We start from the raw sequence: 25,705 nt of genomic DNA on the forward strand, positions 1-25,705 counted from the left end.
TGATTAGTCATCTTCACGAACAGCGATATGACGAATAATGTTTTCGTTAATGTTTGCTAAACGGTTGTATTCTTCAACTGCTTTCGCTGGAGCATTCACTTTCACGATATGGTAAATACCTTCGCGATATTTTTTTATTTCGTATGCAAGACGACGTTTGCCCCATTCTTTTGATTCAATGATTTCCGCACCATTTGAAGTAAGAATTTCATCAAAGCGTTGAACTAACGCTTTTTTCTCTTCTTCTTCAATGTCCGGACGAATAATGTACATTAATTCGTATTTTCTCATCGCACTCTACACCTCCTTATGGACTTTGGCTCCTCTATTTTCAAGGGAGCAAGGAGTAAATTACTATTACTCACATCTTTGAATTGTAACATATACTTTCCCACATCGCAACTGGCATTCATTGCAGCTCGATATTTTCTAATTTCATCCATTTTAATATAATTCTATATAAAAGGAGTTGAGAATTTTTGTTGGAAGAAAAGGAACCCAAAATTATTGAACTGGATATAAAAAAAGTGGCCAAAGCGGGATTTTGGTCAACCATCATCTTAAGTGCCGCTTTATTGTTATTGAATGCGTTTCTTCATGGGAAAACAGGTTTTGAAGTGCATATCAATTTCTGGAATTTCACTCTTTTTATTATCTGTTATTTTATCCTGATCGCTCTGCATGAACTCTTTCATTTAATCGGATTTATAATTTTTGGGAAAGCCAAGTGGAGCGAATTGGATTATGGCGTGAATTTGAAATTGGGGATTGCTTATGCAACCACATCCAAGCCATTGCCGAATCATGCGATGAAAAAAGCCCTCCTTCTGCCTTTTTGGGCAACAGGGGTTCTTCCCTCCATTTTTGGATTTGTCCTTGACAGCCAGCTGCTTGTGGTTTTAGGCGCCTTTTTGATGGCAGGGGCAGCCGGAGATTTTTGCATGTACAAAGAGCTGCGCAAATATCCCAAAAACGTATTGGTGAAAGATGATCCGAAGCTGCCAAAACTATATGTATATGAATAAAAAAATGGAATTTGCGGCCTTTCCCTGCCGCAAATTCCTCTTTTTCAGCGCCATGCCTTACACATTGAACCGGAATAACATGATGTCGCCATCTTGCACGACATAATCTTTTCCTTCCAAACGGACTTTCCCTTGTTCTTTCGCTTGTTGCATTGAACCTGCCGCTACTAAATCCTCAAAGGAAACCGTTTCCGCCCGGATAAAGCCCCGTTCAAAGTCGGAGTGGATGATTCCCGCGCATTCCGGAGCCTTCATTCCTTTTTTAAATGTCCAGGCGCGCACTTCTTTTTCTCCCGCCGTAAAGTATGTGGCAAAACCCAGCAAATCGTAGGCAGCCCGAATGAGCTGATCCAGTCCGGATTCTTTAATGCCCAATTCTTCCAGGAACATTTTCTTTTCTTCGTCATCCAATTGCGCAATTTCTTCTTCAATTTTTGCACAAACGGTAATGACCTTCGAACCTTCCGCTTCCGCATAGGCCCGCACTTGTTTTACATATTCATTATCGTCCGGATTTGCCACGTCCTCTTCAGAAACGTTCGCCACATATAGCATTGGCTTCATTGTTAATAAATTTAACCCTTTGATGATTTTTTTCTCATCTTCCGAAAGTTCCACGGAACGGGCAGGTTTTTCGTTTTCAAGGGCTTCTTTGATTTTTAGTAAAACCGCTTCTTCCGCCATTGCGTCTTTATCTTTTTGCTTGGCGATTTTGCTTACTCTTTGAAGCCTTTTGTCCACCGATTCCAAATCGGCTAAAATCAGTTCTAAATTGATGACTTCTATATCCGCAATCGGGTCCACTTTTCCGGCCACATGGGTGATATTTTCATCATCAAAGCAACGTACAACCTGGCAAATCGCATCCACTTCCCGAATATGGGAAAGGAATTTATTTCCCAATCCTTCACCTTTTGAAGCGCCTTTTACAATCCCGGCGATATCTGTAAATTCAAACGATGTCGGAACCACTCTTTGCGGTTTTACGATTTCTGCCAATTTATCCAATCGGTAATCCGGAACATCAACAACGCCGACATTTGGATCAATCGTTGCAAACGGATAGTTTGCCGCAAGGGCGCCAGCTTTTGTAATCGCATTAAACAATGTGGACTTTCCGACATTTGGGAGACCTACTATTCCAGCTGTCAGAGACATCGACTCACTACCTTTCTCATGTAAAACCTCACTGCATTATTTTTTACACTAGTGTTAATTATAATGAATTTCCTATTAAAAAGTCTATTTTCCATTTTTCATCACGATAAAATCTCCACATTTCCAAGTGTTAGTGGGGATGTGACTGGAACAATACGCCGGATCGGTTTTCGAAAAATTAATCCTTTCCGCTATTCCGCTTCCTGTATGACTCTCTTCATTTTTTTCATAAATTCTCTGCGGGGCAATAAAACACTGTGGCCGCAGCCTTGGCATTTGATCCGGATGTCCGCTCCCATCCGGATAATCTTCCAGGCATTCGTACCGCATGGATGCGGTTTTTTCATTTCCACAATGTCATTTAATTTAAATGTCTTTGTTTCCATCATTCTCATCTCCCCTCGACACCACTCTACTAGAATCATATATCATCATCTTAGGATAAGCCATCGGAATTCCGTTTTTCTCTAAAATCTTTTTGACATCTCTTCGTATAATTCTCGCAATGCCATAGTGTTGTTGAGGTTTTGTTTCAGCTACAATACGGATGGTCATTTCAGTGCCCGAAACATTTTGAACACCGACAAAAACAGGCACGCTCACCAGCTCTTTATATTTTTCAGGCAATGTTTCCAAGTACTCGGTCACCAATTTTTCAATCTTTTCTATATCCGCTTCAATGCTGACTTGCATATCAATAAAGGCTTTCGAGTTGTTTAACGAATAGTTTACGACTTCTGTAATTTGGCCGTTCGGAATGATATAAACTTCCCCTGTGGCGCCGACAATCTTGGTCGTTCGCAATCCGATTTCCGTAACCGTTCCCTCCGCCGCACTCGCAGTACTAATCCGTACATAGTCCCCTACACCGAACTGATCCTCGAATATAATAAAAAATCCGGTAATCACATCTTTCACCAAGTTTTGGGCGCCAAACCCGATGGCAAGACCGGCAATTCCGGCGCCGGCCAACAAACCGGCAACATTGATATTCAATGAAGACAATATACCGATGATCGCGGAAAAGTAAACAACATAGGATAACACGCTCTGCGACAATTTCAAAAGAGTTTTTTGCCTCCGCTCAGAATATTTCAGCGGAGTTTTCATTCTTATTTTAAAAAATCGTGCAATAATCCGCTTTCCTATAAATACAATGAGATAAGAAATCAACAGGATCGCAAAAATTTTAATGGATGCACTGACAATAAAATTCCAAAACTGCTCACTGGAAAAATAATCCCAAATTTTTTGGGTGATGCTGACAAAATCCTTTGTTTCTTTTTCTACAGCTGATACCGCCATAATTCCACCTCGAGAATAGAAAAGTAAGAAAATGGATATAATGCTACAAAATAATATAGACATTCTTTATGTAAATCATAAAAGAAAGTGGGAATTATATGCAAAATATTCCTCAAGAACCGCTTAAAATGGCCGTCCATCATGAAGAAACCGGGGCTGTATGGCGCTTAAGCGAATTGTTTTTGCAACATATCCCTTTTGAACATGACAATCTTATTTTTTGCTGCATCGGCACCGACCGCTCGACCGGAGATGCATTGGGACCTTTAACCGGAAGCATATTAACCAATTCTCAGTTTCCTTATAAAATCATCGGGACATTGGAAAAACCTCTTCATGCTATCAATTTAGCACTTACCATCGAGGAGTTACAACAAATGAAAACGTATCCTTTTGTCGTTGCGATTGATGCCTGTCTGGGACGGGAAAAAAGCATCGGGCAAATCATTGTTCAACATGGCCCGCTGCTCCCTGGAAAAGCGGTCAACAAAGATTTGCCTCCCATCGGGAATATTTCAATCAAAGGGGTCGTCAACGTCGGAGGCTTTATGGAAATGCTGGTTTTGCAAAACACCCGATTGCACGTAACTTATTCGATGAGCAATAAAATCGCCCGCGCACTATTGCTTGCCTATCAACGCCATTCATTGAAGAGGAAACATAAGCCCAACCATCACCGCAACAACCGCAATTCCCGGGAGCAAATTAGCTACCCGAATTTTGGTCAGTCCGGCAATATTTAAACCAATGGCAAAAATCATGACGCCGCCCGTTGCGGTCATTTCCTGGATAAAAAGATTCAATGCTTCTTCCGGGATATACTTACTAATGAGTCCCGAAAATAAAGCAATGATTCCTTCGTAAATCAATACAGGAAATGCGGATAACATCACGCCCATCCCTAATGTGGATGTCAAAATAATGGCTGTAAAACCGTCAATGATCCCTTTCATTATCAGAACATCATGGTCATTTCTTAATCCGCTGTCCATTGCGCCAATGACTCCCATTGATCCGATGACAAAAATGAGAGATGCTGTGATGAAGCCCTCGACAATGTTGTTGGAACCTTCGGCAGCTATTTTTGATTCCACCCATTTTCCAAACCGGTTGAACAACGTATCCAGATCAATCCATTCTCCAATAACCGCACCCACTACCAAACTGATGATTAAAATAATGAAATTGCCGGTTTCCATTCCCATTTGAATGCCCAGCATGGCCACCGCCAACCCAATAATCGACAGTACGGTACTTTTCATTTTTTCCGGCATATTCCCCAAAAAACGCCCAATAATTGAGCCAATCATAATCAATATTGCATTCATCACTGTACCAAACAGTATCATCAAAATTGTCCTCTTTCTCTTTTTTTGTAATTGAAATTGTGAACATATAAATCATATAGTATCGATTGGTAAAGCAATCAAGCAGGCCTGTTCCGTATAATACAGTTGAAAATACATTTGAAATTCTCTATTTTCATAATCCGGTTCAACAATTTTTTTAACCAAAAAACATCATTTTAGGGAGCAATCCTAAAATGATGTTTTTCCCGGTCATTTTATAGTTCTTCGTGATTTAAATTTAAAATTTCCAAAATGCGTTCCAAATCATCTTCTGAATAAAACTCTATTTCTATTTTCCCTTTATTTTTTGTTTTCTTGATTTGGACATTTGTTCCAAAGAATTCCCTCAATTGAGATTCAGTGGCTTGCACAAAAATATCCTTTTTTGGTTTCTGTTTTGTTTCACGTGAAACCTTTTCATTTAACTGTTTAATCAATGCTTCCAATTGGCGTACATTCAGTGATTGATTGATGACTTTTTTCGCAACTTCGATCATTTGTCTTTTGTTTTTTAAGCCAAGCAAGGCCCGGCCATGCCCCATGCTTAGTTTCCCCTCATTAACCAATTCCCGCACCTCTTCGGGCAATTGCAATAATCGGATCATATTGGTAATGTGGGGCCGGCTTTTTCCCAATCGTTTCGCCAAATCATCCTGGGTGAAATTCAACTTTTCAATTAAACTTTGGTATGCCTCCGCTTCTTCAATCGGTGTTAAATCTTCCCGCTGCAAATTTTCAAGAATGGCCAGTTCCATCATTTGCTCTTCAGTCATTTCTTTGATAATGGCCGGAATTTCTCCCAAATTCGCCAGTTTAGCGGCGCGATATCTGCGTTCCCCTACTACAATCTCGTATTTTTTTCCTTTCTTTCTTACGACGATCGGTTGAATAATGCCATGTTCACGGATGGATTGAGCCAATTCTTCGATGGCTTCATCATCAAATTTTTTCCTTGGCTGGAAAGGGTTTGCAACAATCTTTTGCAACGGAATTTTCTCAATATGCTCATCTTTCTGGATGGACTCCAATGTTTCGGACGGAAATAAAGCCCCGATTCCTTTTCCTAAGCCTCTAGCCATTTTTTATCACTTCCCTTGCTAACTCTAAATAAACTTCCGCTCCCCGGGATTTCGGGTCATAAATGATAATCGGTTCTCCAAAGCTGGGTGCTTCACTCAAACGCACGTTTCTAGGGATAATTGTTTTATAAACTTTATCTTGAAAATATTTTTTTACCTCTTCAATGACTTGAAGCCCTAAATTTGTGCGGGCATCCAGCATCGTCAACAATACACCGTCAATCGTCAAATTCGGATTTAAATGTTTTTGCACCAATCTTACCGTTGATAATAGCTGACTGAGCCCCTCTAAAGCGTAATATTCACATTGAACGGGAATGATGACCGAATCTGAGGCTGTCAAGGCATTGATTGTCAACAAGCCTAATGAGGGAGGGCAATCAATAATGATGAAATCATAATCATCTTTAATGTTTTCCAACGCGTGTTTTAAACGCACTTCCCTTGAAATCGTGGAAACCAGTTCGATCTCTGCACCTGCTAGTGAAATGGTAGCCGGTATGACATATAGATTCTCTACTTTGGTCTGTTGTATGACATTTTTTACATCTTCATCATCGATCAATACATTATAAATGCATCCGGATGTTTCCCCTTTATTGATGCCTACGCCGCTTGTGGCATTCCCCTGTGGATCGATGTCGATCAACAATACTTTTTTTCCTAAATAAGCAAGGCAAGCGCTCAAATTTACTGAAGTAGTTGTTTTACCAACACCGCCTTTTTGGTTGGCAATTGCAATTATTCTTCCCAATCTTGTGCACCTGCTTTCATCTTTATCAATAATTAAAATTTCTATTAAGCAATGAATATATTATATTTTTACCTCTTCCATTCTATCAAATTTATAATGCAATTGTATTCTATATGCTTTTTTTCTAAAAAAAATGATATAGAAAAAGCGGCCGTCCCTTTATTTTAGAGACGACCAACGGTTTCACGTGAAACATCAAGATTTTTTTTTGGGGATTTTTACCGTAATTAGATAGTAATCTTCCGTATCTTCTTCCTCGGTTTTTATATTGATGCCGCTTTTTGATACCATCGATAAAGATTGCTTAATTGTATTGAGTGCAATGCGGATATCTTTGCTGATTGCCTTGCGCTTCGGTCTGGCTTTTTTCCCTTCTTCATTCTCATTTTCTTTTGTCAATTGTTGAATATATTCTTCCAGTTGCCGGACGTTCCAATCGTTTTCTTTAATTAAATCTACTAATTTAATTTGCATTTCTTCATCTTTGATGCTGATTAACGCCCGCGCATGTCTCTCTGTAATTTCACGTCTTAAAATCGCGTCTTGTACATATTGCGGAAGTTTTAACAGTCTCAGTTTATTTGCGATGGTGGACTGGCCTTTTCCAAGGCGTTGAGCCAATGCTTCCTGTGTCAAATGATGGATTTCGATCAATTGTTGATAAGCCAAAGCTTCTTCAATGGCCGTTAATTCTTCCCTTTGCAAGTTCTCAATCAACGCAATGGATGCTGTTTCCTTATCATTTAAATCCCGGACAATCGCCGGCACTTCCGTCCAATTTAACTTTTTTATCGCCCGGTAACGTCTCTCCCCCGCAATGATTTCGTACCGATTATCATCCAAACGGCGGACAACGATTGGCTGAATCACACCGTGTGTATGGATCGTTCTGGACAATTCCTCGATCTTCTCTTCATCAAAAACTGTTCGCGGCTGATAACGATTTGGCACGATTTGATCAATCGGAATTTTCACTACTTCTTCCGAATGTTTTTTCTCTTTCTCTTCCGTTTCTATTTCACCTTTTTTTTCGGAAACCAGTTTTTCCCCGCCCCCAAAAAATCGTGAAAAAGGACTTCTCATTCAATGGCACCACCTTTTGGAAACTATCTGCACTATATTTTATTATTTAATATTCTATATGAATTGTACAGAGTCTGATAGAAGTAAAATCTATGAAATAGTCTTGAACAGAAAATGATGCAAACTTTTCTGAATATATTTCTAAAATGTTTCACGTGAAACTTACGATGACAGGAGATTATTATTAATCTCTGAATCTTTTTATATCCATTAATTAACCATTAATCTTGCTTATTATTTTCTATTATACAAGAAAATGATGTATATTAGAAAAATCCTTTCTAATTGTAAGAATAAGGCGCTCAACAAAATTTGAGCGCATATGGATTATTTGATCGGCGATTTGTTTGGAATGCCTGGTTTTCTTGGATATTTTTTCGGGGTTTTTTTGATTTTTTCAAAAACAAAAATGGTCCGTTCACTATTTTCGATCGGCAGATGATAATCAAATTGTTCTTTTAAAGTCGTTCCAAGCACTTGGACGGCTTTTTTCGCTTCTTTGTATTCTTCATCCGCGGCAGCCGCTTTCAACGCAAGGAAATGCCCTCCCACTTTTACCAAAGGGATGCAAAGCTCTGCCAACACATTTAACCGCGCAACTGCCCTTGCCGTAACAACATCAAATTTTTCCCTATAATCCGGGTTTTGGCCGAAATCTTCGGCTCTTGCATGAACAAATTGGCAATTTGTCAAATTTAATTGTTCGCTCAAATGATTTAAAAACGTAATGCGCTTCTTTAAGGAGTCAACAATTGTCACATGTAAATGAGGAAAACAAATTTTCAAAGGGATGCTCGGGAAACCGGCGCCCGCCCCGACATCGCAAAGGGTTTGAACTTTCGTAAAATCAAAGAAAAAGGATGCACTGACGGAATCAAAAAAATGTTTGAGATATACTCCTTCCAGATCCGTAATAGCCGTTAAATTCATTTTTTCGTTCCATTCAACAAGCAATTCGAAATATTTCCGGAATTGTTCAATCTGCGTTTCATTCAGCGCAATTCCATTGTCTTTCAGGCTCTGGATAAAAAGTTGTTCGTTCATTTTTCGCTCCTCTTCACTATATATTTTTGAAAGAATATAACAAATAAGCGTTCGAGAACAATTTGCTCGAACGCTTATTTTATTATGAATTGCCGCTTACGCGGGCGATTTTCCCTTGTTCGATATATACTAGCAAAATGGATATATCCGCAGGGTTCACACCGGAGATGCGGGAAGCCTGGGCAATCGTCAATGGACGCACTTCTTTCAATTTTTCACGGGCTTCTGAGGCAAGGTTAGGCACTTGATCATAATCGATATCTTCAGGAATTTTTTTGCTTTCCAATTTATGAAGGCGATCTACTTGCTGCAATGCTTTTTGGATGTAGCCTTCATATTTGATTTGAATTTCGACTTGCTCTTTTACTTCTTCGCTTAACTCCTCATCCGGCGGGGTTAAAGAAGCTACCAAATCATAATTCATTTCCGGGCGTCTCAACAAGTCAGCCGCGCGAATACCGTCCTTAAGTTCCGAGCCTCCTACGGAACGGATGACTTCCTGCGTTTTTTCGCTTGGTTTAATAATCACTTCCCGAAGACGCGCCATCTCATTTTCTATTTGCTGTTTCTTTTTCAAGAATCTTTGATAACGTTCTTCTGATATTAAACCAACCTTATAGCCGATTTCTGTTAATCGCAAGTCCGCATTATCATGACGGAGAAGAAGCCGGTATTCCGCACGTGATGTCAGCAGACGATACGGCTCATTTGTTCCTTTCGTCACCAAATCATCAATTAACACGCCGATGTATGCTTCTGAACGTTTTAAAATAACCGGTTCTTTACCTAACACTTTTGCTGCCGCATTTATCCCTGCCATGATACCTTGCCCTGCGGCCTCTTCGTAACCGCTCGTTCCGTTGATTTGGCCGGCTGTGAAAAGATTTTTGATCCGTTTCGTTTCAAGGGTTGGCCATAATTGGGTCGGAACAATCGCATCATACTCAATCGCATAACCTGGACGCATCATTTGGGCATTTTCCAATCCAGGAATGGAGGCAATCATTTTCAGCTGAATATCTTCCGGCATGCTTGTTGAAAGTCCTTGCACATATACTTCATCCGTTTCCCGCCCTTCCGGTTCAATAAAAATTTGATGGCGGGGTTTGTCATTAAACCGGACAACTTTCGTTTCAATGGACGGACAATATCTTGGGCCCGGTCCAGTAATAAGACCCGTGAACATCGGTGCTTTATCTAAATTGCTGTTGATAATTTCATGGGTTTCCGGTGTCGTATATGTCAACCAGCAAGGTATCTGATCCATAATATATTCTGTCGTTTCAAAACTGAAAGCCCTCGGAACGTCATCCCCCGGCTGAATCTCCATTTTGCTATAATCCACCGTTCTTCCATTCAGACGGGGAGGTGTTCCAGTTTTAAAACGTACTATATCAAAGCCCAACTCCTTTAATTGATCGGCCAGTTTGATGGATGGCTGCATGTTGTTCGGCCCGCTTGAGTATTTGATATCACCGATAATGATTTCTCCGCGCAAATACGTGCCGGTAGTCAATATAACGGCTTTTCCCCGGAAAACGCCTCCGGTTCTCGTAATAACCCCCTTAACTTCCCCATCTTCAATAATCAGCTCTTCCACCATTGTTTGCTGGATATGGAGGTTTTCTAGTTGTTCCAATACTCTTTTCATTTCCCTCTGATACAGGACTTTATCCGCCTGAGCCCGCAATGCCCGGACGGCAGGACCTTTCCCCGTGTTCAGCATACGCATTTGAACATGGGTTTTATCAATTACTTTTGCCATTAATCCTCCAAGAGCATCGATTTCGCGAACAACAATTCCCTTTGCGGGTCCGCCAATCGATGGATTACATGGCATAAACGCTATATTTTCCAAACTGATTGTCAGCATGAGGGTTTTTGCACCCAGTTTAGCAGCGGCATGTGCCGCTTCCACACCAGCATGACCAGCCCCGACAACAATGACATCATACATTCCTGCTTCATAAGTTGTCATGCCGAAAAACTCTTCCCTTCCATAGTAAGTTTTGTTTATTTTCCCAAACAGAATTGCGAGAACAGCTGATCGATCAGGCTTTCATGCACTGTGTCGCCAATGATTTCCCCAAGCAGCTCCCACGTTCTTGTTACATCGATTTGAATAATATCCACAGGCACGCCCGCTTTCGCCGATTCAATCGCATCTTCTATCGCTTTCAATGCCTGTTCCAATATGGAAATATGCCGCGCATTGGAAACATACGTCAAATCGTCCGATTCGATCTGTCCTTCAAAAAACAATTCCGCAATCGCTTCTTCCAGCTCATCCACCCCTTCTTCTTTTAATAAAGAAGTGGCGACAATCCGTCTTCCATTTGCAAGTTCTTTTACTTTTTCCAAATCAATTTTTTGCGGCAAATCCATTTTATTGATCACGACAATAAAATTCATATCTTTTATTGTCTCGAACAGATTTTCATCTTCTTTTGTCAACGGTTCTGACCCGTTCAGCACAAGCAAAATCAAATCCGCTTCTTTTAATACTTGGCGGGATCTTTCTACCCCGATCCGTTCGACGATATCTTCCGTTTCCCGGATTCCGGCAGTATCCACCAGGCGCAAAGGGACGCCGCGGATGTTGACATACTCTTCTATAATATCACGGGTTGTCCCTGCAATATCTGTTACAATCGCTTTATTTTCATGTACGAGCGTATTTAACAACGATGATTTTCCTACATTCGGTCTACCCAAAATCACCGTTGAAAGCCCTTCGCGCAAAATCTTTCCTTGGCTGGAAGTCCGGAGCAATTTTTTTATTTCATCACGAACCCATGTACATTTTTCAAGCAGCATCGGAACTGTCATTTCTTCGACGTCATCATATTCGGGATAATCAATGTTTACTTCCACGTGTGCCAATGTTTCGATTAATGCCTGGCGCAGCTCTTTGATTAGCCGCGACAATTTCCCGTCCATTTGGCTGAGGGCTATATTCATCGCGCGGTCTGTTTTCGCACGTATTAAATCCATTACCGCTTCAGCCTGGGACAAATCAATTCTGCCATTTAAGAAGGCGCGTTTTGTAAATTCACCTGGTTCAGCCAATCTCGCACCATTTTTTAATACAAGATTCAGCACCCGATTGACCGAAACAATCCCTCCGTGACAGTTGATTTCCACTACATCTTCACGGGTAAACGTTTTTGGTGCTTTCATGACCGAAACCATTACTTCTTCCACTATTTTTCCTGTTTCCGGATCGATTAAATGTCCGTAATGAATTGTATGGGATGGCTGGTCTTTTAATTTTTTATTGGCAGGGGATTTAAATATTTTATCCGCTATCGGAACCGCTTCGTCACCGCTTAAACGAACGATGGCAATGGCTCCCTCTCCCATCGGCGTGGAGATGGCGGCGATTGTATCAGTTTCCATTGTATTCACTCCCTTATATTATCCACATGTGGATAACTCGCCGAACTTTCTCACTAACAAAATAGCTTAACACAAATTACTTTAAATCGAAAGTATAGTATCTTTTCCACATGTGGATATTGATCATTTCCCAGGTTTTAGACGTTTAAAAATCAAAAAGAATAATCCCCAAAATGAAAGAATGGGGATTGGGAAATAAAGATGAAGATGGAAAAGGTTTTCGAAGGCCAAATCAGCCGCAATCATCCATTCAAGGGCAAAAAAATATCATCCAAATCTTCATCTGGATGATATTTTCCCTATATTTTTTTCCTATTTTACCGGTTCAATAATTAAATGGCGGTTCGGCTCTTCACCTTCCGAATATGTTTCAACATCCAATCGATTTGCCAAAGCGTTGTGAATGATTTTTCTTTCGTAAGAAGGCATCGGTTCCAATGCCACTTTCTTTCCCGTCCGGATTGCTTTATCGGCCATTTTCTGCGCCAATTTTTCCAACGCTTCTTGGCGGCGCTCGCGATAATTTTCAACGTCCAGTCTCACCGTTACATACGATTTTATGTTTTTGCTTACAACCAATTGGGTTAGTTGCTGCAGTGCGTTCAAATTGCTGCCGTGTTTTCCGATCAGAAGTGCCGCTCTTTCGCTCTCCAATTTAAAATGAATGGTTTTTCCTTCTTTTTCCGCTTCCACTTTCAAATCATGAATTCCCATAGCGTTTGCAACATCTTTCAAATATTGCTCAGCAATTAGGACTGGATCGGGCTCTCCTTCAACATCTTCACTCAATGTTTTTTCTTCTGCATCCTCATTTACTGCTTCATCTTTTACAGGTATTTCATCGGATTTTTCTTCTATTACGGAAGGTTCTCCCGATGTTTCAATTTCATCCACCTGTTGTTCAATGACAGTAACCCGGACTTCCGCTGGACGGGCACCGAACCCCAAAAAACCTTTTCTCGCTTCTTGCAACACTTCGATTTCCACTTGATCTTGTGTTACACCAAGCTTTTGTAACGCTAAAGCAATCGCTTCTTCCTTCGTCGCGCCAGTTTGTGTAATTTGTTTCACTTTTTCGATCCTCCAGTTGTCGCAGGTTTTTCATTATCTTTCTTTTCCCAAGGTTTCTTATAAATAAATATGTTTTGAATAACTGAAATAATGTTTCCGACCACCCAATATAAAGATAATGCCGCCGGTAATACCATCCCGAATCCAATAACCATGAGAGGCATAAAATACAGCATGATTTTCATTTGAGGGTTGTCCACTGCCGGGCCGGTCATTAATACAATATATTGGATCAAACCAGCTGCAATCGCAAGGATGATACTTGGTTCAGCCAGCGGGAAAATCAGGAATGTCCCAAGATCAAACTCAGGCGTCGCATTCATCCGGCTAATGGCATGGTACAACCCGATAATGATCGGCATTTGAATCAAAGCGGGCAAACATCCCATCATTGGATTTACGCCGCTGGATTGCATCAATTCCATTAATTCTTTTTGATACTTTTGCTGGGTTACAGCATCTTTTGAACTATATTTCTCTTGTAGCTCTTTTAATTTCGGCTGGAGTTCCTGCATTTTTTTCGAGCTTTGGACCTGTTTTATAGTCAATGGCAGTATAGCCAATCGGATGATGATGGTCACTGCAATAATCCCTAGCCCATATGACCCGAACAAATTAGAGAAATATTCAATGATTGAAACGATTGGCCAAACAATGAATTGATTCCAAAAACCCTCACTGTCGGCTGAAATCGGCTGGTTGTATTCCCTGCAGCCGCTGAGCAAAATGGCGGCGAACGCCAAAGTCAATATGATCCGCGAATTTTTTTTCAATTCTGTTCCTCCTACAGCTTACAGAACTTTCTATTTTATTTTTATGCTATTTTACCATGTTTTTAACTGGCAGCTCTACTACTAGTTTTTTTCCTTCCCTATATGCATTTTTTATTCTTTACTTACTTTTTTCTTATTTAATACTTTTGCGATTTTCAATACATGTTCCAAACTTTTTTTCGTTTCATGATAATTTAAATTGGCCGCCGGTAATCTGGCGATGATAACATAGTCCATGTCTTGCCTGAGATCGTCTTTCAATTCCAAAAACGATTGGCGAATATAGCGTTTCACTTTGTTGCGGGTCACGGCTTTTCCGATTTTTTTTCCTACTGAAAGCCCGATCCGGAACTCCTTTTGCCCCTCTCTCGGCAAACAATATACGACAAACTGCCGGTTGGCGAACGATTTCCCTTCCTTAAATACTTTCTGAAACTCTTTATTTTCTTTAATCCTTTGGCGCTTTTTCACTCAATCACCTGCTTCCGCTTGGTTGGCAAATTATGAAAAAAAAGACCACTGAAAATTCAGTGGACTTATGCAGATAATACTTTTCTTCCTTTACGACGGCGCGCAGCTAATACTTTTCGACCATTTTTTGTGCTCATGCGTTTACGGAAACCGTGCACTCTTTTGCGCTTAAGTTTTGACGGTTGATAAGTGCGTTTCATCTATATTCACACCTCCAAAGTGATTGTTCAGTTTCAATTTTACATATAGACTCGACTATTATATAAAAATCCCATTCATATTGTCAAATGACTATTAAAGAAAATCAAGCGACAAAGTTCCTAAATTATTTTCTAAATTTTTAAACAACTTATCCACAAATCTCCTGTAGATAATCACAAATATTGTGGATAAATTTTTTCGGCATTTTTTTATCCACAATGGTTATTGACAACTTTTTCACAAAATCATACATTGTGGATAAATTTTCAAGGATGATGATGAATATTGTGGATAAGTTTATCAACCTATTGAAACGATGATATTTTTTTGATAGTATTATTGTGCTTTACTCTGTGGAAAAGTTTTTTGGGAAATATTTTATCCCCAGCTGTTGATAACTTGTGGATAAAATAAACCACAACCTATGGAAAAAGTTATCCACAGGTTGTGATTTTGTGTTTTAATAATATTGATGAAGACGTTTTGATTAAAAAAATAAGTAAAGGGGTCACAAGCTTGGAACATTTAGATGAATTATGGAACAAAGTCCTGGCCCGAGTAGAACAACAAATTTCGAAACCAAGCTTTGAGACGTGGTTAAAATCAACAAAATTGCTCTCTTACAACGGGAAAAAAGTGACAATCGCCGCACCCACTTCGTTCGCCCGTGAATGGCTTGAAACCCACTATGTTCCTTTAATAGCGAGAATCTTGTCTGAAATTACCGGAAAAGATCTACTCATTCAATTTGTTGTTCAAAAGGATCAGGACAATGATGATTTTGACATTCCGGCGCCAGTCATTCAAACGAAGTCAAATGATTCCGCGGAAAGTTCACACAGCATGCTCAATCCAAAGTACACCTTTGATACGTTTGTTATCGGTTCGGGCAACCGGTTTGCCCATGCAGCTTCACTTGCGGTCGCTGAAGCACCGGCAAAAGCCTATAACCCGTTATTTATTTACGGTGGTGTAGGTTTGGGGAAAACTCATTTAATGCACGCTATCGGACACTATGTGCTTGAACACAATCCGAATGCAAAAGTGGTTTACTTGTCTTCCGAAAAATTTACGAACGAGTTCATCAACTCTATCCGTGATAACAAGGCCGAAGATTTCCGGAATAAATATCGCAATGTGGATGTTTTATTAATTGATGATATTCAATTCCTGGCAGGAAAAGAATCGACTCAGGAAGAATTTTTCCACACTTTTAATGCCTTGCACACTGAATCAAAACAAATTGTCATTTCAAGCGACCGTCCTCCGAAAGAAATACCGACTTTGGAAGACCGGCTGCGATCCAGATTTGAATGGGGATTGATTACAGACATTACACCGCCGGATTTGGAAACGAGAATTGCGATTTTGCGCAAAAAGGCCAAAGCGGACGGACTCGATATTCCGAACGAAGTGATGCACTACATAGCGAATCAAATCGACACAAATATCCGGGAATTGGAAGGAGCATTGATTCGCGTTGTCGCTTATTCATCTCTTGTCAACAAAGACATTACAATTGATTTGGCAAAAGAAGCATTAAAAGATATCATGCCGAACACCAAACCGAAAACGATCACAATCCAGGAAATTCAAAAAGTAGTCGGCGAACACTTCAATATACGATTGGAAGACTTCACTTCGAAAAAGCGAACAAAATCCATTGCGTTCCCGCGCCAAATCGCAATGTATTTATCCAGGGAATTAACGGATTTTTCTTTGCCGAAAATCGGGGAAGAATTTGGCGGAAGGGACCATACAACGGTCATCCATGCCCATGAGAAGATTGAAAAAATGTTAAAAGAGGATCAACATCTGCAGGAAGAAATAAAAAAAATCCGCAACATGCTTGGAAAATAGCTTTGTGGATAACTTTCTTTTTTCTTTGCGGCGTTATGCACAATATATTCACATGTGGATATCTTGCTGTATAAAGAAAAAAATATACTTATCCACAAATCCACATCACCTATTACTATTATTTTTACTTAATTATTAAAAGAATAATAATTTAATATATAAGCGAGGTATGACGATGAAATTTGAAATCATGCGAGACCGGCTGTTGGATGGACTGAATGATGTAACCAAAGCCATCAGCTCCAAGACGACGATACCAATTTTGACCGGGATTAAAATCGATGTTACGGATAATGGAGTGCTTTTGACGGGATCCGATGCGGACATTACCATTCAAACTTTTATCCCGGCTGAAGAAAACGGAGATCAGATTATCAATATCATCGAAACGGGATCCATTGTTCTTCAGGCCAGAATGTTCAACGAAATCGTAAGAAAACTGCCTACAAATGATGTAGAAATTGAAGTGGAAAATGAGTTCCAAACTCACATTCGGTCTGGTAAAACAGAATTCCATCTAATCGGTTCAGATGCATCGGAATATCCGTTATTGCCCAAAATTGACGACGAAAACAAATTTGAAATACCTGCCGATTTGCTAAAAGCGGTTATCCGCGAAACAGTATTTGCTGTTGCAACAAGCGAGAGCAGGCCTGTCCTTACAGGGGTAAACTGGATCATTGAAAACGATGAATTGATTTGTGTTGCAACAGATAGCCACCGATTGGCAAGAAGAAAAGTGAAACTGGAAAATTTGCCAACTGATGTTGATTCAATCGTCATCCCTGGAAAAAGCTTGAATGAATTGAACAAAATTTTGGATGAAACAAGCAATCCTGTTCAAATCATCATGTCAAATCAACAAATCTTGTTCAAAACAGATCATGTTTTATTCTTCTCCCGTCTGCTTGAGGGAAATTATCCGGATACTTCCAGATTAATTCCGACCGAATTCAAAACAAACATTACTTTGGATGGCAAAACATTATTACAGGCGATTGACCGGGCGTCCCTTGTTGCCAGAGAAGACCGGAACAATGTGGTGCGTTTCGAAACATTGGAGGACAATGCCGTAAAAATTTCATCCAACTCACCTGAAATCGGGAAAGTGGAGGAACAAATTCCGGTTCATTCCATTGACGGCGACGAACTTGTCATTTCATTCAGTGCAAAATATATGATGGAAGCATTAAAAGCCATTGACGGACAAGGGCAGGAAGTGATTGTCCAATTTACCGGTGCAATGCGGCCGTTCATTTTGAGACAAGTGAATGACGATTCCATTCTTCAGCTGATTTTACCGGTAAGAACATACTAAAGAATTGCAAAGTGTAGATAAAGCCGAGTGGGGCTTGTCTACACTTTTTATTTTTAAAAACAAGAATTCTTGTTAATCTCTATTAAATTTAAAGTTTTTGGTGGATCAAGATTTACCAAATTATATGTAAGGGGGATTCATTTATTCCAGGTTGGATGAAAAAATTTTTGAATATTCGGTTTTTCAAAACAGAAGACGTTGGAGAGTGTTTATAATGTTTGAATTATAAGCTTTTCGTCAAAAATTAGGTTAGGTGTTCGCGGCTTTTCTGGCGAATTATCGAAAATTAAGGTAAGATTAAATGATAGATGTTCGTTTACGGAGGCTGAAGATGTTTGAATGAATTTGTGATTGATACGGAATTTATCACCCTTGGACAACTATTGAAAGTTACTGATGCAATCAGTACTGGTGGTATGGCAAAATGGTTTTTGGAAGAAAACAACGTATATGTGAATGGCGAAATTGAAAGGCGCCGTGGCCGGAAATTAAGAAATGGAGATATTGTCAATATTCCGGGTTGCGGAAGATATGTAATTGTAAGTAAGAACGGAGAAAATGGATGATTATTGAACGCTTACAACTGATCAATTATCGCAATTACGAATCTCTTGATTTGGAGTTTTCCCCCAACATAAATGTTCTGATTGGAGAAAATGCACAAGGAAAAACAAATATTTTAGAGTCTATTTATGTCTTGGCGATGGCCAAATCCCATCGGACCAGCAATGATAAAGAATTAATACGTTGGGGAGAAGACTATGGTAAAATAAAAGGAGAGATTAGAAACCGGCACGGCCGCTTTCCTTTAGAGCTTTTGATTACTAAAAAAGGAAAAAAGGGTAAGGTTAACCATATTGAGCAATCGAAACTAAGTAATTATATAGGTCAAATCAATGTTGTTATGTTTGCGCCGGAGGACTTGAATATTGTAAAAGGCAGTCCGCAAGTGCGCAGACGTTTTATTGATATGGAAATCGGGCAAATTTCCCCAATATATTTGCATGAACTGCTCAATTTTCAAAAACTTTTAAAGCAGAGAAACCAGTTGTTGAAAAGCTATCAAGAGAAACAAAAAGTCGATGAAGTATTGTTCGATATTTACACTGAACAATATATTCAATCGGCAATACAAATTATTCGTAAGCGATTTGAATTCGTTGATCTTTTGCAAGAATGGGCGGAAAAGATCCACTCCGGCATATCCCAGGGAATGGAAAATTTGAAGATCAAATATTTTACTACTAAAGGAATTGAAAAAAATTGGACCAACAGTGAAATGACTACATACTTAGCGGAAAAATTCGCTCAAGTGAAAGAAAAAGAAATGGAAAGGGGTCTGACGCTGATCGGACCTCATCGTGATGATTTGCAATTTCTAGTGAACGATTATGATGTTCAAACATACGGTTCACAAGGCCAACAAAGAACGACTGCTCTATCATTGAAGTTGGCGGAAATTGAATTAATCAAACAAGAGACGGGAGAGTCTCCCATTTTACTATTGGATGATGTATTGTCTGAACTGGATGATTTCCGTCAATCACATCTATTGAATACGATTCAAGAAGAAGTGCAAACACTTGTAACAACCACAAGTGTTGACGGAATTCACCATGAGACACTACAACATGCAAAAATGTTTCACGTGAAACAAGGAAAAGTGGAGACCAAATAGTCCAGATTTAATTTTTTGTCATTTAGGCAATTTCAAATAACGCATACTAGGGTATGAAAGAGTAGGTGAACGTGGTGGCTTTAGAAGAAAGCAAAGTTCAGGGAAACTATGACGCTGAACAAATACAAGTGTTGGAAGGACTAGAGGCTGTCCGCAAACGTCCGGGAATGTATATCGGATCAACCAATTCCAAAGGACTGCACCATTTGGTTTGGGAAATCGTCGACAATAGTATAGACGAAGCATTAGCAGGCTATTGCAATACAATCCATGTAACAATAGAAAAAGGCAATTGGATTCGTGTAGAAGATAATGGTCGCGGTATACCTGTAAGCATTCATGAAAAGATGGGAATTCCTGCCGTGGAAGTCATTATGACCGTACTTCATGCAGGAGGTAAATTCGGAAGCGGCGGATATAAAGTTTCAGGGGGGTTGCACGGTGTAGGAGCTTCCGTTGTAAATGCGCTGTCCGAAGAAACAGAAGTCTATGTAAAACGCGACGGACACATTCATTATATTAAGTTTGCCAGGGGAAAGACGGTAGAACCGTTAAAAATTATCGGCGACACTGACGAAACCGGAACAACTACCCGCTTTAAAGCGGATCCTGAAATATTCAGGGAGACAACTGAATACGATTATGAAACATTGGCATCTCGCCTGCGGGAATTGGCATATTTAAACCGCGGCATTACGATCACTTTAACGGATGAGCGCGGGGAAGAGCCCCGTTCGGAAATATTCCATTACGAAGGCGGAATAAGGGAATATGTGGAACACTTAAATGAGTCGAAGGAGCCGATTCACGATCCGATTGAAATTTTGGGAGAAAAGGACGGAATCTCCGTTGAAATTGCCATGCAATATAATTCCGGATATTCCACAGATATCTTCTCCTTTGCAAATAACATCCATACGTACGAAGGCGGTACCCATGAGTCCGGATTCAAAACAGCCCTGACCCGTGTCATTAATGAATATGCGCGGAAAAACGGCATGTTAAAAGACAATGATGCGAACTTGACCGGTGAAGATGTCCGGGAAGGGTTGACAACCGTCATTTCCATCAAACATCCGAATCCTCAATTTGAAGGGCAAACAAAAACAAAATTGGGGAACTCGGAAGTAAGTACAATTACAAATCAAATTTTTGCCGAAAACTTTGAACGTTATTTATTAGAAAATCCATCGGTTGCCAGAAAAATTGTTGAAAAAGGGATCATGGCCGCACGGGCACGGATTGCCGCGAAAAAGGCCCGTGAATTTACGAGAAGAAAATCGGCATTGGAAATTTCGAATTTACCGGGAAAACTTGCAGACTGTACTTCAACGAATCCTGCTGAATCGGAAATCTTCATCGTCGAAGGGGATTCTGCGGGAGGAACTGCAAAATCGGGACGGGACCGTTATTTCCAAGCCATCTTGCCTTTGCGCGGGAAAATTTTGAATGTGGAAAAGGCAAATTTAAACCGCATTTTATCCAATTCGGAGATCCGTGCCATGATTACGGCTTTTGGCACGGGAATCGGGGAAGAATTCGACTTGGAAAAAGCCCGTTATCATAAAATCATCATCATGACAGACGCAGACGTCGACGGAGCGCATATCCGTATTCTTTTGCTGACATTTTTCTTCCGCTTCATGCGTCCCCTCATTGAAGCCGGATATGTATATGCAGCCCAGCCGCCCCTATATCAGGTGAAACAAGGGAAACATGTGGAGTATTGTTATTCCGATAAAGAACTCCAAGAGACCTTAAAAAGACTTCCCGATAATCCAAAACCTACCATCCAACGGTACAAAGGTTTAGGGGAAATGAATGCTGAACAGTTATGGGAAACAACGATGGATCCGAAAAGACGTACATTGCTTCAGATCCAATTGGACGATGCCATTAAAGCGGATCAAATCTTTAGACAATTAATGGGCGATGAGGTTGAACCTCGCAGACAATTTATCGAAGAAAATGCAGTAAATGTAGAAAACTTGGATGTTTAATAAGTGGGAAAGGAGGTTTCCGCTTTGCCTGAAAATTTACATTCAGAAATCAAGCAAGTGAAAATCAGTGAAGAAGTGCAAAAATCCTTTTTGGATTATGCGATGAGCGTAATCGTTTCCAGGGCATTGCCCGATGTAAGAGACGGATTAAAACCTGTTCAGCGCCGCATTTTATATGGCATGTATGAATTGGGGAACCATTCGGACAAACCGTATAAAAAATGTGCCCGTATTGTTGGTGATGTAATGGGGAAATACCATCCCCACGGCGACTCCTCCATTTATGATGCGTTGGTGCGGATGGCGCAGGATTTCAGCTACCGCTACGTATTGGTGGATGGCCACGGAAACTTCGGTTCCATTGATGGCGACGGGGCTGCTGCCAATCGTTATACGGAAGCCCGCATGTCCAAAATTTCGATGGAAATGCTTAGGGATATCAATAAAGATACAATCGATTATGATCCAAACTACGATGGGACAGAAAAAGAGCCAAAAGTGCTGCCATCCCGTTTTCCGAATTTGCTTGTCAACGGTGCATCCGGAATTGCTGTCGGCATGGCCACAAACATACCGCCTCATCAATTGGGCGAAACCATTGATGCAATCATTGCCGTAGCCGAAAATCCGGAAATTACGACAGAAGAATTGATGGAAATCATCCCAGGCCCTGATTTTCCAACAGGTGGAATTATTCTAGGCCGGAGCGGAATACGCAGAGCATATGAAACAGGGCGCGGAACAATCGTCGTCCGTGCGAAAGTGGAAATCGAAGTCAGCCCGATAGGAAAAGAAACCATTATTGTTACGGAAATACCATATCAAGTAAACAAAGCGAAGTTAATCGAAAAAATAGCCGAATTAGTCCGTGATAAAAAAATAGAAGGCATTTCCAACCTGCGGGATGAATCCGACCGCCGGGGAATGCGGATCGTGATTGAAATCAGAAAAGACGCCAACGCCAATGTCGTGTTAAATAATCTATACAAACATACGGCCATGCAGATGAATTTCAGTGTCAACATGCTTGCTTTAGTGGATGGCCAGCCGAAAGTATTAAGTTTAAAAGAAGTTCTTTATCATTATTTGGAACATCAAAAAGTGGTCATTACCCGTCGTACACAATTTGAATTAAGAAAAGCGGAAGAGCGGGCCCATATTTTGGAAGGATTGCGCATTGCACTTAACCATATTGATGAAATCATCAATATCATCCGATCTTCGCGTTCAGGTGAAGACGCAAAACCGATTTTGATGGAACGCTTTAACTTGACAGATAAACAAGCGCAAGCCATTTTGGATATGCGACTTGTCCGTTTGAGCGGTCTTGAAAGAGAAAAAATTGAAAATGAATATCAGGACTTGCAAAAATTAATTGGCGAATTAAAAGCAATCTTGGCAGATGAAGCGAAAATCATCGACATCATTAAAAAAGAATTATTGGAAATTAAAGAGAAATTCAACGATGAACGCCGTACGGAAATCGCCCCAGGCGGTCCGGAAATGATTGAAGACGAAGATTTGATTCCAAAAGAAGATTCTGTTGTAACGTTAACCCATAGAGGCTACATCAAACGATTGCCGGCAAGCACATACCGCAGCCAAAGAAGGGGCGGCCGCGGTGTTCAGGGAATGAATACCAATGAAGATGATTTCGTTGAACATCTGTTATATACATCCACTCATGATGTTATTTTATTCTTCACTTCAAAAGGAAAAGTTTATAAAGCGAAAGGATATGAAATTCCAGAATATGGACGGATGGCAAAAGGATTGCCGATTGTCAACCTGTTAAATTTGGAAAAAGAAGAAAAAGTAACGGCAATGATTGGCGTAAAAGAATATGATGAAAATGCATTCTTCGTATTTACGACAAAAATGGGGATTACAAAGCGCACCTCTTTATCCCAATTCGCAAATATCCGCAACAACGGATTGATTGCGATTCATTTACACGAAGATGATGAATTAATTTCCGTCCGATTAACAGACGGATCAAAACATGTTGTAATTGGCACAAGAAACGGCATGTTAATCCGCTTTGAAGAAACAGATATCCGTGAAATGGGCCGTACAGCAGCAGGTGTACGCGGCATTAAATTGCGGGAAGGCGACTGGGTAGTCGGCATGGAAATCGTTGAACCCGGACAAGATATTTTAGTCGTAACGGAAAAAGGGTATGGAAAACGTACGCCTGAATCCGAATATCGTCTGCAAAACCGTGGTGGGATTGGTATTAAAACGATTCAGATTACAGAGAAAAACGGTCCAATGTGTGCAGTAAAAACTGTAGACGGTACAGAAGATATCATGTTGATTACAAACAATGGCATTCTGATCCGCATGGATGTCAATGATATATCTTGCATCGGAAGAAATACACAAGGGGTCCGTTTAATCCGTTTGGCTGAAGACGAATATGTGTCTACGGTTGCAAGAGTAAAAAAAGAAGAGAATTCCGAAGAAACTGAAACGGCAGAAACAGAAGAAAATCATAAATAAAAAGAAAAACAGAAATAATCTACTTTCCAAACAGGAACATTGCTTTCATGTAATGTTCCTGTTTTTTACCTTTTTATGAAAAAAGTACTAAAAAAATCCGTGGTTTATAGTATAATTTACACGGGGATCTTTGATGGATTCATACAAAAAGGGGTTTTTAGTGTGAGATTTACGATGGTAAAAGTAAATAACATAGAACTAGGTGCAGTGATAGCAAAAGATATTTACGCTAATACCAGCTATCCGATTATTAAAAAAAACACACCTATTTCCTATGAACATTTACATATTTTAAAAGCGTTTAATATAAAAGAAGTACCAGTTTTGGATGAAAGTATAAGACAATCCGTTCCATACAAAACAATAGATTTAAATGAACATGATATTTTCCAAGAAAATAAAATGAATCAATTTGGAAGAAAGTATCTGGAATCGTTTGAACAATTTAAAAAAGAATTCAATAGCTGGGAAGCCGGTTCCAAAATTGATATAAGAAAATTAAGGGAAATGGTCATTCCGCTTATGGAAAAAGTATTGGAAAACCGCTTTTATATTTTTGATTTGTTAAAATACTCCAGACCAGATGATTATATTTACCATCATTGTATTGCTACAGGATTAATCGCGGCTGCCATTTCGAACAAGCTGGGGGTTGATTGGGGATATTCAATCCAAATGGGAATTGCAGGAACTTTGGCGGATTGCGGAATGTCTAAAATAATAAAAAGTATACGAAATAAGAAGGATCTTCTGACGGATGCGGAATTGCAGGAAATTCGAAAACATCCCATTTACAGCTATAGCATGATTAAAGATTTACCTGCATTAAAGCCGGAAATGAAAATCGCCATCTTTCAGCATCACGAACGTTTGGACGGCAGCGGCTATCCTTCGGGCGCCAAGATGGGGAATGTATTGAAATTATCCCAAATTATTGCTGTCGCTGATACTTTCCACGCCATGGCCAGCGACCGTTTTTACCGCCCAAAAAAAACCCCGTTTGAAGTGATTGAAACGATTAAAGAAACTGAATTCGGTAAACTTGATGTCCAAGTTGTGAATGCAATGATCGATTTGCTAACCGATTTGCCAATTGGAACAAAGGTAGAATTAACGAATTTAGAAAAAGCGGAAGTTTTATATATTAATCGATTTTGCCCAACCCGTCCAATTGTCCGATTATTGAAAAATAGGGAAATCGTTGATTTATCTAAACAAAAATCTTTAACGATTTCTGATATAGTGACGGATTAAGCAAAATTTTGAAGTGAATTTTAAGCTTGATTTTTTCTTAACCCTATATTAGAATGTTCCAATGCTGACACTACTTTATTATATAAATAAAATTTTCTATCTGCATTAAAATATTTTAATATTTTTATTGACATCATTATAGTAATATGTTAGTATTAATGAGTCGCTACGATAAGATTAATAATGAACCTTGAAAACTGAACACCAAAGCGTTGATGCCAGAAACAATTCTGGTTTGCCGGCCCCGTCGGCGAACCGGATTCGGACAAACAATTTGAGCGAAATCAAATTCTTTTTGGAGAGTTTGATCCTGGCTCAGGACGAACGCTGGCGGCGTGCCTAATACATGCAAGTCGAGCGGACCTCATAGGAAGCTTGCTT

The 25,705-nt window shown here is 39.9% G+C and carries 24 protein-coding genes and 1 rRNA gene; 10 read left to right on the forward strand and 15 right to left on the reverse strand.

Going from position 1 to position 25,705, the window contains the following annotated elements:
- Positions 1-3 precede the first annotated feature (3 nt).
- Positions 4-291 carry a 30S ribosomal protein S6 gene (rpsF, locus tag FKZ59_RS07225; RefSeq protein ID WP_141602081.1) on the reverse strand — a complete coding sequence of 96 codons (288 nt, stop codon included), beginning with the start codon at positions 289-291 and terminating at the stop codon, positions 4-6.
- Positions 292-479: 188 nt separating this feature from the next.
- Here rpsF and FKZ59_RS07230 point away from each other — a divergent pair, with 188 nt between their 5' ends.
- Entirely contained in the window at positions 480-1,025 is a 546-nt protein-coding gene (locus FKZ59_RS07230; protein WP_141602082.1) for a DUF3267 domain-containing protein, read from the forward strand.
- Positions 1,026-1,082: 57 nt separating this feature from the next.
- On the opposite strand, the gene ychF is transcribed toward FKZ59_RS07230, so the two are convergent.
- The 3 genes from ychF to FKZ59_RS07245 form a co-directional block, all read right to left on the reverse strand.
- Positions 1,083-2,183, reverse strand: coding sequence for a redox-regulated ATPase YchF (gene ychF, locus FKZ59_RS07235; protein ID WP_141602083.1), 1,101 nt, complete (start codon positions 2,181-2,183; stop codon positions 1,083-1,085).
- A gap of 191 nt (positions 2,184-2,374) precedes the next feature.
- Positions 2,375-2,569: a DUF951 domain-containing protein gene (locus FKZ59_RS07240; protein ID WP_141602107.1), complete on the reverse strand. Its 195-nt coding sequence runs from the start codon at positions 2,567-2,569 to the stop codon at positions 2,375-2,377.
- On the reverse strand, positions 2,550-3,488 hold the full coding sequence (locus tag FKZ59_RS07245; protein ID WP_141602084.1) for a mechanosensitive ion channel family protein: 939 nt from the start codon (positions 3,486-3,488) through the stop codon (positions 2,550-2,552). The genes FKZ59_RS07240 and FKZ59_RS07245 overlap by 20 nt, the downstream gene beginning before the upstream one ends.
- 98 nt (positions 3,489-3,586) lie before the next feature.
- Here FKZ59_RS07245 and yyaC point away from each other — a divergent pair, with 98 nt between their 5' ends.
- Complete coding sequence (yyaC, locus tag FKZ59_RS07250) at positions 3,587-4,231, forward strand: spore protease YyaC (RefSeq protein ID WP_141602085.1); 645 nt, start codon at positions 3,587-3,589, stop codon at positions 4,229-4,231.
- Here yyaC and FKZ59_RS07255 read toward each other — a convergent pair.
- The 11 genes from FKZ59_RS07255 to rpmH all read right to left on the reverse strand — a co-directional run bounded on the left by FKZ59_RS07255 (position 4,133) and on the right by rpmH (position 14,711).
- Positions 4,133-4,837, reverse strand: a complete 705-nt coding sequence (locus tag FKZ59_RS07255) for a DUF554 domain-containing protein (protein ID WP_141602108.1) — start codon at positions 4,835-4,837, stop codon at positions 4,133-4,135. The two genes, yyaC and FKZ59_RS07255, sit on opposite strands and share 99 nt — an antisense overlap.
- 215 nt (positions 4,838-5,052) lie before the next feature.
- Positions 5,053-5,916 carry a ParB/RepB/Spo0J family partition protein gene (locus tag FKZ59_RS07260; RefSeq protein WP_141602086.1) on the reverse strand — a complete coding sequence of 288 codons (864 nt, stop codon included), beginning with the start codon at positions 5,914-5,916 and terminating at the stop codon, positions 5,053-5,055.
- Positions 5,909-6,670 (reverse strand): ParA family protein, encoded by a 762-nt coding sequence (locus tag FKZ59_RS07265; RefSeq protein WP_141602087.1) that lies wholly within the window; start codon positions 6,668-6,670, stop codon positions 5,909-5,911. The genes FKZ59_RS07260 and FKZ59_RS07265 overlap by 8 nt, the downstream gene beginning before the upstream one ends.
- Positions 6,671-6,865: 195 nt before the next feature.
- Positions 6,866-7,753, reverse strand: a complete 888-nt coding sequence (gene noc / locus FKZ59_RS07270; RefSeq protein WP_141602088.1) for a nucleoid occlusion protein — start codon at positions 7,751-7,753, stop codon at positions 6,866-6,868.
- Positions 7,754-8,080: 327 nt separating this feature from the next.
- Entirely contained in the window at positions 8,081-8,797 is a 717-nt protein-coding gene (rsmG, locus tag FKZ59_RS07275) for a 16S rRNA (guanine(527)-N(7))-methyltransferase RsmG (protein WP_141602089.1), read from the reverse strand.
- An 82-nt stretch (positions 8,798-8,879) separates the two neighbouring features.
- Positions 8,880-10,775: a tRNA uridine-5-carboxymethylaminomethyl(34) synthesis enzyme MnmG gene (gene mnmG, locus FKZ59_RS07280; RefSeq protein ID WP_141602090.1), complete on the reverse strand. Its 1,896-nt coding sequence runs from the start codon at positions 10,773-10,775 to the stop codon at positions 8,880-8,882.
- A gap of 35 nt (positions 10,776-10,810) precedes the next feature.
- Complete coding sequence (gene mnmE / locus FKZ59_RS07285; protein ID WP_141602091.1) at positions 10,811-12,196, reverse strand: tRNA uridine-5-carboxymethylaminomethyl(34) synthesis GTPase MnmE; 1,386 nt, start codon at positions 12,194-12,196, stop codon at positions 10,811-10,813.
- Between the two features lie 312 nt (positions 12,197-12,508).
- A complete protein-coding gene (gene jag, locus FKZ59_RS07290; RefSeq protein WP_141602092.1) occupies positions 12,509-13,267 on the reverse strand; it encodes an RNA-binding cell elongation regulator Jag/EloR in 759 nt (252 codons plus the stop codon).
- Positions 13,264-14,040 carry a membrane protein insertase YidC gene (gene yidC / locus FKZ59_RS07295; protein ID WP_141602093.1) on the reverse strand — a complete coding sequence of 259 codons (777 nt, stop codon included), beginning with the start codon at positions 14,038-14,040 and terminating at the stop codon, positions 13,264-13,266. Before yidC ends, jag begins: the two co-directional genes overlap by 4 nt.
- A gap of 111 nt (positions 14,041-14,151) precedes the next feature.
- Complete coding sequence (gene rnpA / locus FKZ59_RS07300) at positions 14,152-14,511, reverse strand: ribonuclease P protein component (protein WP_141602094.1); 360 nt, start codon at positions 14,509-14,511, stop codon at positions 14,152-14,154.
- A 65-nt stretch (positions 14,512-14,576) separates the two neighbouring features.
- Positions 14,577-14,711 (reverse strand): 50S ribosomal protein L34, encoded by a 135-nt coding sequence (gene rpmH, locus FKZ59_RS07305; RefSeq protein ID WP_141602095.1) that lies wholly within the window; start codon positions 14,709-14,711, stop codon positions 14,577-14,579.
- A 517-nt stretch (positions 14,712-15,228) separates the two neighbouring features.
- Here rpmH and dnaA point away from each other — a divergent pair.
- The 8 genes from dnaA to FKZ59_RS07345 form a co-directional block, all read left to right on the forward strand.
- The gene (gene dnaA, locus FKZ59_RS07310; protein WP_141602096.1) at positions 15,229-16,572 is read left to right on the forward strand and encodes a chromosomal replication initiator protein DnaA; all 1,344 of its coding nucleotides are present in this window, start codon (positions 15,229-15,231) and stop codon (positions 16,570-16,572) included.
- Between the two features lie 175 nt (positions 16,573-16,747).
- Positions 16,748-17,890: a DNA polymerase III subunit beta gene (gene dnaN / locus FKZ59_RS07315; RefSeq protein ID WP_141602097.1), complete on the forward strand. Its 1,143-nt coding sequence runs from the start codon at positions 16,748-16,750 to the stop codon at positions 17,888-17,890.
- 335 nt (positions 17,891-18,225) lie between these two features.
- Positions 18,226-18,456, forward strand: a complete 231-nt coding sequence (yaaA, locus tag FKZ59_RS07320; RefSeq protein WP_141602098.1) for a S4 domain-containing protein YaaA — start codon at positions 18,226-18,228, stop codon at positions 18,454-18,456.
- Positions 18,453-19,568: a DNA replication/repair protein RecF gene (gene recF, locus FKZ59_RS07325; RefSeq protein WP_141602099.1), complete on the forward strand. Its 1,116-nt coding sequence runs from the start codon at positions 18,453-18,455 to the stop codon at positions 19,566-19,568. The genes yaaA and recF overlap by 4 nt, the downstream gene beginning before the upstream one ends.
- A 65-nt stretch (positions 19,569-19,633) precedes the next feature.
- Positions 19,634-21,568 (forward strand): DNA topoisomerase (ATP-hydrolyzing) subunit B, encoded by a 1,935-nt coding sequence (gene gyrB / locus FKZ59_RS07330; protein WP_408057463.1) that lies wholly within the window; start codon positions 19,634-19,636, stop codon positions 21,566-21,568.
- Between the two features lie 24 nt (positions 21,569-21,592).
- The gene (gene gyrA / locus FKZ59_RS07335; RefSeq protein WP_141602100.1) at positions 21,593-24,070 is read left to right on the forward strand and encodes a DNA gyrase subunit A; all 2,478 of its coding nucleotides are present in this window, start codon (positions 21,593-21,595) and stop codon (positions 24,068-24,070) included.
- 162 nt (positions 24,071-24,232) lie between these two features.
- Positions 24,233-25,324 carry an HD-GYP domain-containing protein gene (locus tag FKZ59_RS07340; protein WP_246045841.1) on the forward strand — a complete coding sequence of 364 codons (1,092 nt, stop codon included), beginning with the start codon at positions 24,233-24,235 and terminating at the stop codon, positions 25,322-25,324.
- A gap of 292 nt (positions 25,325-25,616) precedes the next feature.
- Positions 25,617-25,705 (forward strand): 16S ribosomal RNA (locus FKZ59_RS07345); the annotation flags it as partial.

Origin of the sequence: Ureibacillus terrenus (assembly GCF_006569205.1) — a bacterium.
Classification (GTDB): Bacteria; Bacillota; Bacilli; order Bacillales_A; family Planococcaceae; genus Ureibacillus; species Ureibacillus terrenus.

Coding starts and splice junctions, on each gene's coding strand:
- FKZ59_RS07245 (WP_141602084.1), bottom strand. CDS start 3,488: ATGGCGGTATCAGCTGTAGAAAAAGAAACAAAGGATTTTGTCAGCATC.
- noc (WP_141602088.1), bottom strand. CDS start 7,753: ATGAGAAGTCCTTTTTCACGATTTTTTGGGGGCGGGGAAAAACTGGTT.
- FKZ59_RS07260 (WP_141602086.1), bottom strand. CDS start 5,916: ATGGCTAGAGGCTTAGGAAAAGGAATCGGGGCTTTATTTCCGTCCGAA.
- mnmG (WP_141602090.1), bottom strand. CDS start 10,775: ATGACAACTTATGAAGCAGGAATGTATGATGTCATTGTTGTCGGGGCT.
- rsmG (WP_141602089.1), bottom strand. CDS start 8,797: ATGAACGAACAACTTTTTATCCAGAGCCTGAAAGACAATGGAATTGCG.
- FKZ59_RS07255 (WP_141602108.1), bottom strand. CDS start 4,837: ATGATACTGTTTGGTACAGTGATGAATGCAATATTGATTATGATTGGC.
- dnaN (WP_141602097.1), top strand. CDS start 16,748: ATGAAATTTGAAATCATGCGAGACCGGCTGTTGGATGGACTGAATGAT.
- ychF (WP_141602083.1), bottom strand. CDS start 2,183: ATGTCTCTGACAGCTGGAATAGTAGGTCTCCCAAATGTCGGAAAGTCC.
- rpsF (WP_141602081.1), bottom strand. CDS start 291: ATGAGAAAATACGAATTAATGTACATTATTCGTCCGGACATTGAAGAA.
- recF (WP_141602099.1), top strand. CDS start 18,453: ATGATTATTGAACGCTTACAACTGATCAATTATCGCAATTACGAATCT.
- rpmH (WP_141602095.1), bottom strand. CDS start 14,711: ATGAAACGCACTTATCAACCGTCAAAACTTAAGCGCAAAAGAGTGCAC.
- mnmE (WP_141602091.1), bottom strand. CDS start 12,196: ATGGAAACTGATACAATCGCCGCCATCTCCACGCCGATGGGAGAGGGA.
- FKZ59_RS07240 (WP_141602107.1), bottom strand. CDS start 2,569: ATGGAAACAAAGACATTTAAATTAAATGACATTGTGGAAATGAAAAAA.
- yyaC (WP_141602085.1), top strand. CDS start 3,587: ATGCAAAATATTCCTCAAGAACCGCTTAAAATGGCCGTCCATCATGAA.